The following is a 9,057-nucleotide window of genomic DNA, read 5'->3' as shown; positions in this document are numbered from 1 at the left end:
TAAATAATCCGGTGGTAAATGGAAAGCAATAAGACCCTGGCGGGCATTTCAAGATACATTAAAAAATCACCGAAATGGTACTATTTCATATTTCCAGTACTTTTTATTTATATTATAAATTTTCTTTTAATAAAAAGCATGGTTAATTTTATTTTTTTATCAATAATTCCATTTTTTGTTTTTATTGCCATGGATGTTATAACAATAAGACTGACAAATAAATCCTTTAACTCAAGAAGGATAATATATCTGGATTTTATGTCATTTCTTTCAGCATCCCTATTTCTTTGGATTTTCCTTGCACTTAATTCAATAATCGGCCTTAATATTGTATATTTAATAGGCATATCAACATCAATAGCAGTGTTCCTTCGTTTTTTGATTCTATATGTTTATTATCCCGGAAATATGCATTATGCAATTATACTATCTCCAGATTATTCATACTCCATTTTAATATCCTCACTCTTCATATTTTTGAAAACACCGTACCTGCCCATGTTTTTATTTACAGTATCTTTTTCCTCTGCAATATTTCTTTTATTTTCTTACCTATTTATTACATTAACCACAAAAAAATTCACCAGAAAGTACAGTGCAAGTGTTCCAGAAATAATCAATTTTTTCCTTAACAGATCTCAGGATAATAGTGTTGGTGAATCATTTTTTGGGAAAATATATAATAAAAGGGTAAAAATACCAGTTAAAACAGTTGATATAAAGGACTGTGAAAAAAGCAAGGTTATTTTAATATTTCCGTATGTCCATCCCGGCCCATTTGGAAACCTCTGCAGCAGCAATCTTCCTGAAAAATTAAGCCACGAGCTTAACATGGATAACATAATGGTATTTCACACCGCAACAACAAACAGCAATAACTGTGGTGGTGAATCAGATATAAAAAATATTGCCGATGCTGTTAAACAGGGTTTGAAGGATATGCACTATTCGGGCACAGTATCTGAAATGAAAAAGATAAATGTTAATGGTTATGAAATATCAATGCAAAAGTTTGGTAATTATGGGTTCTCAGCAATAATTCCGGAAAGTGAGAAATTCGACGATATCTCACTGGAATCCGGATTAAAATTAATCCGCGCCATGAGGGATTCCGGCATGGATGATTTTGCCCTGATTGACGCACAGAATGATTTTACCAAAAATGCCCCTGAACTTGATAACTGCTCCCAGTTTATCCCGGAAATGAAACGGGCCTTTTCAAAATTGTCTGATGCATATCCTGCAAGAATTGGCTATTCCAGAATATCGGCCAGAATTAGTGGGCTGGCGGCCATGGGTATTCAGGCACTTGCAATGGAGATTAATGGAAAATATAATGCAATAGTACTTACAGATTCCAATAATATAACACATGATATTATGGAGAAATCAAGGAATGAGCTTAGTGATATTGTAGATAACCTTGAAATATACACCACTGACAATCACGTTGTAAATGCAAGCAATCTTGATATAAATCCTCTGGGCCTTAACTGCAATCCTGATGATGTGGTGAATCTAATAAAAACTGCTGTTAAAGATGCAATAAATGATATCTCTGACGTAAAAATCGGAATGAAAACAGTTTATACAACGGTTCATATGGGTCGGGAGGATAGCTTCAAAACCTTAATGGACACTGTATTAGGAGCGTTTAGAATTGCAAAATATTCCATAGGCTTTATCCTGATTGCATCCATATTAATTGCCATCTCCTCTGTTAAATATATCCCATTTCTTTTGAGATGAATCTGACATAATAAGATCAAGTATTGCAAATCCTGTTAATGCCTGAACCACAGGAACAGCCCTTAGGGTTATAAAGGGGTCATGCCTGCCAATCACCTGTATTTCTGATGGCTGGTGTGTTTTCAGATTAACAGTTTCCTGTTTCTTTCTTATTGATGATGTTGGCTTCATAACAACACTAAATTCCAGCGGCATGCCGTTTGTAATCCCACCAAGTATACCACCAGAATTATTTGTTCTGGTCTTTATTTTATCACCGTCGTAATAAAACGTATCATTGGCCTGTGAACCGGACATTGAACCAAGCTTAAAACCGGCACCAAATTCTATGCCCTTTAATCCCGGTATGGAAAACATTAAATGGGCTATTGTGCCCTCCACAGAGTCAAAGAATGGCTCACCTATACCCGGTGGAATATTATATGCAATGGTTTTTATTATTCCACCAAGGCTGTCACCATCCTTTATGATCTCAAGAATTTTGTTATAAAGTTTATCATCAAGATCAGGGTCTGGCATTCTGGTCCTGAAGCTGTATGAATAGTCCTCATCAGATATATTTTCATTTTGAATATTAAATCCGCCTGCAGATTTTATATATGAAACTATGCTTATATTAATATTTTTTAATATATGCATGGCAATGGACCCTGCGGCAACAAGAGGCAGGGTCATTCTTCCGGAAAAAAAACCGCCACCCTCGTAATTTCTGTATTCACCATATTTATAATACATTGTAATATCTGCATGCCCTGGTCTGGGATTGTCCCTAATATAATCATAATGTTTGTTTATATAATCCTCATTTCTAAAAATAAAGCCAAGTGGAGATCCATCAGTATAAAATTCCTTAAGCCCTGAGATAAATTCTATTCTGTCTGATTCCTTCCTCTGTGTTGTTATTGAATTTATCCCGGGCCTTCTACGATCAAGCCATTTATTTATATAATCCATATCAATATTAACACCCGCCGGAAGCCCATCCAGTATGCCACCTATGTAAGGGCCGTGCGATGAGCCAAAAATTGTTAGCTTAAGCCTGTTTCCTGCTGTAAACATTAAAACTGTAATTGGTTTAAGCCTATTAACATTTTTATATTTAATTGTAATACATTTTTAAAGCTCCGTGGTGTAGCGGCCAAGCATTACTGGCTCTGGACCAGTCGACGGCAGTTCGAATCTGCCCGGAGCTATGTTTTTCTGTTAATTAGATCATGGCTACATTTTGATACAGGGTTATTTAAGGAGAAATCAGGACTTTATTAGAGGATAAAAATTCTCTGTAAATAAGGACCCGCTGACATGGCACTATGGCTCATTATGTAAATATTCGTATTAACATAATATATTTAATAGTCATAATAAATAATGTGATATGGATTCCAATTTAAACGATATAAAAAGGCTGGCCGATCAGTATAACATTAATCTGGATTCACTAAACGTGGATAAAAACCTGCTGACCATGGACTATATTAAAAAATATATAGCTGAGAATTTTTATCCCCATGTAATTGAAAGAAAGCCAATTACCGGAATAAGGAAGATGATTGCTGACCATCTTGTTTCCGGTTTAAAAGAATCGGCAATTATATCATTGTATTCAGAAATTTTAATGGATGACTTTATGGCAGCATACAAATCTGCAGGCGTATCCATGAATGTTTTACTAATAAAAATTATCAGTAATACATTAATGCATTATCCATACATGAATTCTGAAATAAAAAATAACGAAATAATTACATATGATAGCCATAATATAGGAATTGCAGTTGATTCAAAAATAGGTTTGATAGTTCCAGTTATTAGGAATGTTAACACAAAGGATATTAAAACACTTGATAATGAATACAGGGAATTAATTGCGAGGGCAAAAAATGGTATAATAAAAGAAATTGATATTACCGGTGGCACATTTACAATAAGCAATCTTGGAAGCCTTGGTGTATCATATTTTATGTCAATACCAAACTGGCCACAGGTTGCAATTTTAAGCATTGGTAGGACAGAGGACAAGCCTGTTGTACTTGATGGGAAGATTGAGATAAGAAAGATAATGACCGCATCAATTACTGTTGACCACCGTGCGGTAGACGGTGCACCTGCGGCCAGATTCCTATCGGAACTTAAATATAATATTGAGAACTTTAGACCATAAATGCAGTTTGATATCGAAAGACTTGAATTAAAAACAGGATTTGGCGTCATTTCATATCTACATAGAAACGGTCAATTTCCATTAATATTACTGCATGGTCTCGGTGGGATATCCAATAACTGGATAAAACTATTTACAAGACTGGACAGCCGTTTTGAAATTATAGCGCCGGATCTGCTTGGCCATGGGAGATCTGCAAAACCAAAAATTGAATACACGCTGGATTTACAGTGCAGTGTTGTGGATGAAATAATAAAAAATACGGTCAATAAGGAGTTTGCACTGGCAGGCAACTCCTATGGTGGCTGGGTGGCGGCCTATTACTCAATTCATTTTAAATCCCCGGATTATTTGATACTTATTGACTCTGCAGGTATATGCTGTGACGGCATACCAATGGAAGGTATTAATGCATTTCTTGATAAACTTAACAGGCTGGAACCTGGCAACGATCTTGATATAATGAAAAATATATTAATTAATTCCAAAAATTATATGATAAAAGCAGATGACCTAAATAAAATTAAATCAAAAACAATAATTATATGGGGCGATGATGACCCAAGAATAAATATTAAACATGCCAAAATCCTCGAGGAAAATGTCAGTAATGGTAAATTATTTATTATTAAAAACGGGGGACATGTACCAATGATCAATAAACCTGATGCTGTTGCTGAAATTATAAACAAAAATATTTTTTAATATTTAAAAAATATAAAATTTAATGTAACTAAATTTGCCATTAATTTTATCATTCAACATCCATTAATGGGTCCCCTGGGGATATTTCCTGATTCATTTCAGCCATTATCTTTTTAACTGTACCAGTGACAGGTGATGGGACCTCAACGGTAACCTTTGCAGCCATAATCTGGCATACCGGGTCCCCCTCCTTCACAGAATCCCCCTCCTTTACATACCACTGTGTTACCACAGCCTTACCAAGTTCCTCAAAGTTCCATATGGATGGCATTTTTATTAGCGTCACATTATCATCTCTTTCACTGTTTTTATTATTTTTTCGCTGCTTGGAAGTGAGAATGATTCCATATTCCTGCTGTATGGCACGGGTATATCCGGATATGCAATTCTTCTTGGTGCGGTCTTTAAATCCTTGAACCCAAGTTCCGATGCAATGGATATTGCCTCAGAGGTGAGGCCATAACTCTCATAATCCTCATCAACAGCAAGCATATATCCCGTTTTTTTAATGGAATTCAGAATTGTTTCCTTATCAATTGGTTTTACAGTCCTGAGGTCTATTACCTCAGCATCTATTCCATCCTTTTTAAGCTCATCTGCAGCCTCAAGTGCCATATGGACTGTTGATCCAACGGAAACAATTGTAATATCATTACCAGTTTTTACTATTTTTGCCTTTCCAATTGGCACCGTATATTCCTCCTCAGGAACCTCAACAACAGAAGATTGCGGATAGGGCATCCATGGAAGTCCCATAAGACCCTTATGGAACATGTAAATTACAGGATTATCATCCCTTATTGCAGAAATCATTAGCCCCTTGGCATCATAGCTATTGGACGGAACAACCACCTTTAATCCGGGTATATGTGCGAATATTGGGAATAGTGTTTGAGAATGCTGTGCAGCATCACCATATCCACCACCAATTGCCGTTGTAATTACTATTGGCATCTTTACATTCCCACCGGACATGTAATAATTTTTTGCTATATGGTTCATAATTGGGTCAAATGTTACTCCAAGGAAGTCTGTAAACATCAATTCAACTATTGGTCTCTTTCCTGCTGCGGCCAGACCTGATGATGCACCTATAAATGCTGACTCACTTATTGGTGTATCCCTGACACGTTCAGGTCCAAATTTTTTATAAAGTCCGGTTGTGGCACCAAAAATTCCGCCGTATACACCAACATCCTCACCCATGTAAAGTACCGAGGAATCTTTTTCCATTTCCTGTGATATCCCCTCGGATATTGCCATATACATTGGCAATTTTCTACCCCTGGACTTTGGTTCCTGTTCATAATAGCCAGGAGCATAAACATCAGCCAGTGCATCATTACCATCAGGGTCAGGGCTATCCTCGGCGAATTTAACCGCCTGATCTATTTCCTCAAGTGCAGAATTTTCAAGCCTTTCAATTTCATCCTCTGATGCAAGTTTTTCATTTAATATCTGATCTCTCAGGCGTTTTATTGGATCCTTTGCCATTAAATTTTTAACCTCATCCTTTGGTCTGTATACCTCCGGATCACCCTCAAAATGCCCGTAATACCTGTATGTATCTATGCTTATTAGCGTTGGTCCCTTTCCTGATCTTGCCCTTTCAACAGCCTCCTTGGCAGCGAGGTACATCTGTATAGGGTCATTATCTGGAACATATTTTGATGGCATGTTAAAACCAAGTGCCCTGTCAGAGTCTCTTATTAGTGGTGTTGAATCCTTTACATTTACAGAAATTGCCCACTCGTTATTTTCTATAATGAAAATTACAGGCAGCTTCCATAGGGATGCTAAATTCATTGATTCCATGAACATGCCCTGGTTAAGTGATCCATCACCACCAAAGGCAACAGCCACGTTATCCTTTCCATCAAGTTTGAAACTTAATGCCGCCCCAACAGCAGGAGGGAACGAGGATCCAACTATGCCAGCGCAGGCAAAATGTTTTTGTGGATCAAATAAATGCATATGTCCGCCCTTTCCATGGCCAAGTCCTGTTTTTTTGCCCATGATTTCCGCAGTCATTTTGTTTAAATCAACGCCCTTTGATATTGCAGTGTGATGCGGCCTGTGCGTGCTGTAAACGAAGTCATCATCCCTTAATAAAACGGACATCCATGCTGCGGTTGGTTCCTGACCTGCTGATAAATGCATCTCCCCCGGAATTTTACCTGCTGCTATATTAAATAAAGGTTTTTTATCATTAAGATAAATCTCCCTTATTTTTTCTTCATAATGCCTGCTCTTCACCATTGTATAATAAATTGTTAGCATATCCTCACTTTTTATCCCTTCCTGCAAAAATATCACCATAAATATTATATGAGGTTTTTATATAAACATTATTTAAAATACAAAAGTATTCAAAAAATATAATATTAAATTATTAAAAGCACCATTAAGTTTAACTATTAAGTATAAATATTAAATTATGAAAACAGCTGTAATAGCAGGTACTGGATATCTGGGTGAGGCCACAGCATATGAATTTTTAAAAAATAATTACAATGTGATTATCAATTCAAGAAAGGAGGACCACCTTTTAAATATAAAGAAAAAACTGGAAAAATATGGAAGGATAGATTATATAGCACAGGAGCTTAAGGATGATCAATCATGTAAATCATTATCAGATAAGGTTAAAAATATTTCACAGAATGTTGATGCGCTTGTAATAACCATAGGTGGATATATTGAGGATACTGTTGAGGACCTTTCAGGGATTGATGAAATGTTTAAAAATCATTTAAAAATACCAATGCTTTTGATTAAAAACTTCCTTAATTTACTGACTTCAGGTTCTTCTATAATACTGGTAAGCAATTCGGATGTGGATAATAAGAACAGATCAAATCTGCTATCATACACAGTTATAAAATATGCCCTAAATAAATCAGTTAAAATTATTGCTGCTGAGTTGATTAAAAAGGGTGTAAGAATTAACGCTGTGGCACCAGAATATATAATACAGAGTTTTATGCCAGAGGAGGATTACACAAAATTAAGGACCCTTGGCGATCTTGAAACTCCCCCTGAGGATATATCCAAGGTGATATATTTTCTGTGCAGTCCTGATGGGTCATGGGTAAATGGTGCCATAATACCCGTTGATGGTGGCCACAGCCTTATAAACTAAATGAAAGCATTTTTACACTTTAATATTTAAAAATTTATAATATATGTTAACATTTTATTGCAAAAAATTCAATTCTTTGAGTTAAAATATTTTTTTATTCTTGAAATCCCCTCTGTTATAACATCATCGGATGTTGCATATGAAATTCTGAAATGCTTTTCAGCTCCAAATGGCAGTCCTGGTGTTATTATTACATTCTGGTTATTTAAAAGATCCATGGCAAGTTCACTTGATTTTATATCCTTATTATACCCCGGAAATATATAAAATGCGCCTTCAGGTTCATAAACATTTATGCCATCAATCTCCTTTAATAATGATAATGCAAGCATGCGTCTTTTATTAAAAACATTCCTCATCTCTATTACATCATCCTCGTCATCTAGTGCATTCAGTGCTGCATACTGGGATACTGATGGCGCACATGTAAGTGTTTGCTGCTGTACCTTATTCGCTGCCTTTATGATATCCTCGGGTGCAACCATATACCCTATGCGCCATCCAGTCATTGCATAACTTTTTGAAAATCCACTTAAGGTAACTGTTTTTTCTTTCATTTCGTTTATTGAACCGGGTGAGAACATTTTTCCCTTGTAAATTAAATCCTCATAAATTTCATCCGATATTAAAAATAAATTATTTTCTAATATAAAGTCAGATAACTGCCTTAATGTCCTCTCTGAATATACCTTTCCCGTTGGATTTACAGGATTATTTAACATAAACGCCTTTGTTTTTGGGGATACCATTTTGCGCATCTTGTCAAAATCAAACTCATAATTTTCATCAGTATCAAATATAAGTGCCTTTCCCTCATTTAATTTTATTATATCTGTGTAGGATACATAATATGGTGCAGGAAGCATGACCTCATCACCGGGGTCTATTATTGTATAAAGGGCAAGGTTTAGTGAGAATTTTGTAGGTGTAACAAGCACATTTTTTGATGAAACATCAATATTATTCTTTTTTTTCATTTTCTCCGCAATTTTCTCCCGGAGTTCGGGGATTCCTGCAGATGGTGTGTAATGTGTTTTTCCCTCACCTGCCATTTTATATGAATAATCAATAATTGATTGCGGTGTCTTAAAATCTGGTTCACCTATACCAAAATTATAAATTTTTTTTCCCTCGGCCTTCAATTCTGCAGCCCTGTTGGACATACTTACAGTTGCCGACTCGTTTATTTTATTTACCCTTGCCGATACCATGGATACAAATGCCAATTTCATTTATAATGTTTTTTTATTTTTTAATTTTTTATGAGTATATAATAAAATTATATTTTCGTATTTATACA

Annotated in this window: 8 protein-coding genes and 1 tRNA gene; 5 read left to right on the top strand and 4 right to left on the bottom strand. The window is 35.6% G+C overall.

Features of this window, described 5'->3' with window-relative positions; translation table 11 throughout:
* The first annotated feature begins 18 nt into the window (after positions 1-18).
* Positions 19-1,749, top strand: coding sequence for a DUF2070 family protein (locus AOG55_RS07240; protein ID WP_055041096.1), 1,731 nt, complete (start codon positions 19-21; stop codon positions 1,747-1,749).
* Here the strand turns inward: AOG55_RS07240 and aroC are convergent.
* Complete coding sequence (gene aroC / locus AOG55_RS07235) at positions 1,702-2,808, bottom strand: chorismate synthase (RefSeq protein WP_055032377.1); 1,107 nt, start codon at positions 2,806-2,808, stop codon at positions 1,702-1,704. The genes AOG55_RS07240 and aroC overlap by 48 nt on opposite strands.
* 61 nt (positions 2,809-2,869) lie before the next feature.
* Here aroC and AOG55_RS07230 point away from each other — a divergent pair.
* From AOG55_RS07230 to AOG55_RS07220, 3 genes are all read left to right on the top strand, one after another.
* Positions 2,870-2,942 (top strand) — tRNA-Gln (locus AOG55_RS07230).
* 182 nt (positions 2,943-3,124) lie between these two features.
* On the top strand, positions 3,125-3,910 hold the full coding sequence (locus tag AOG55_RS07225) for a 2-oxo acid dehydrogenase subunit E2 (protein ID WP_054964419.1): 786 nt from the start codon (positions 3,125-3,127) through the stop codon (positions 3,908-3,910).
* Positions 3,911-4,615, top strand: a complete 705-nt coding sequence (locus AOG55_RS07220) for an alpha/beta fold hydrolase (RefSeq protein WP_052656740.1) — start codon at positions 3,911-3,913, stop codon at positions 4,613-4,615. It abuts the gene before it with no gap.
* Positions 4,616-4,664: 49 nt separating this feature from the next.
* Here the strand turns inward: AOG55_RS07220 and AOG55_RS07215 are convergent, their stop codons facing one another.
* Both AOG55_RS07215 and AOG55_RS09195 read right to left on the bottom strand, forming a co-directional pair.
* On the bottom strand, positions 4,665-4,901 hold the full coding sequence (locus tag AOG55_RS07215) for a biotin/lipoyl-containing protein (RefSeq protein ID WP_048101472.1): 237 nt from the start codon (positions 4,899-4,901) through the stop codon (positions 4,665-4,667).
* The gene (locus AOG55_RS09195; protein ID WP_197065853.1) at positions 4,898-6,922 is read right to left on the bottom strand and encodes an alpha-ketoacid dehydrogenase subunit alpha/beta; all 2,025 of its coding nucleotides are present in this window, start codon (positions 6,920-6,922) and stop codon (positions 4,898-4,900) included. Before AOG55_RS09195 ends, AOG55_RS07215 begins: the two co-directional genes overlap by 4 nt.
* Positions 6,923-7,052: 130 nt before the next feature.
* On the opposite strand from AOG55_RS09195, the gene AOG55_RS07205 reads away from it, so the two are divergent.
* Positions 7,053-7,757, top strand: coding sequence for an SDR family oxidoreductase (locus AOG55_RS07205; protein ID WP_048101471.1), 705 nt, complete (start codon positions 7,053-7,055; stop codon positions 7,755-7,757).
* A gap of 68 nt (positions 7,758-7,825) precedes the next feature.
* Here AOG55_RS07205 and AOG55_RS07200 read toward each other — a convergent pair whose 3' ends face one another.
* The gene (locus AOG55_RS07200) at positions 7,826-8,989 is read right to left on the bottom strand and encodes a pyridoxal phosphate-dependent aminotransferase (protein ID WP_236688989.1); all 1,164 of its coding nucleotides are present in this window, start codon (positions 8,987-8,989) and stop codon (positions 7,826-7,828) included.
* Between the last annotated feature and the right edge of the window lie 68 nt (positions 8,990-9,057).

It is taken from the genome of Acidiplasma cupricumulans (assembly GCF_001402935.1).
GTDB classification, from domain to species: domain Archaea; phylum Thermoplasmatota; class Thermoplasmata; order Thermoplasmatales; family Thermoplasmataceae; genus Acidiplasma; species Acidiplasma aeolicum.
This window is presented reverse-complemented; position numbering and strand designations above follow the sequence as displayed.

What these genes read in the sequence shown, in the direction of transcription:
- AOG55_RS07240 (WP_055041096.1), top strand. Translation starts at nt 19, where the DNA reads ATGGAAAGCAATAAGACCCTGGCGGGCATTTCAAGATACATTAAAAAA.
- aroC (WP_055032377.1), bottom strand. Translation starts at nt 2,808, where the DNA reads ATGTTTACAGCAGGAAACAGGCTTAAGCTAACAATTTTTGGCTCATCG.
- AOG55_RS07225 (WP_054964419.1), top strand. Translation starts at nt 3,125, where the DNA reads ATGGATTCCAATTTAAACGATATAAAAAGGCTGGCCGATCAGTATAAC.
- AOG55_RS07220 (WP_052656740.1), top strand. Translation starts at nt 3,911, where the DNA reads ATGCAGTTTGATATCGAAAGACTTGAATTAAAAACAGGATTTGGCGTC.
- AOG55_RS07205 (WP_048101471.1), top strand. Translation starts at nt 7,053, where the DNA reads ATGAAAACAGCTGTAATAGCAGGTACTGGATATCTGGGTGAGGCCACA.
- AOG55_RS07200 (WP_236688989.1), bottom strand. Translation starts at nt 8,989, where the DNA reads ATGAAATTGGCATTTGTATCCATGGTATCGGCAAGGGTAAATAAAATA.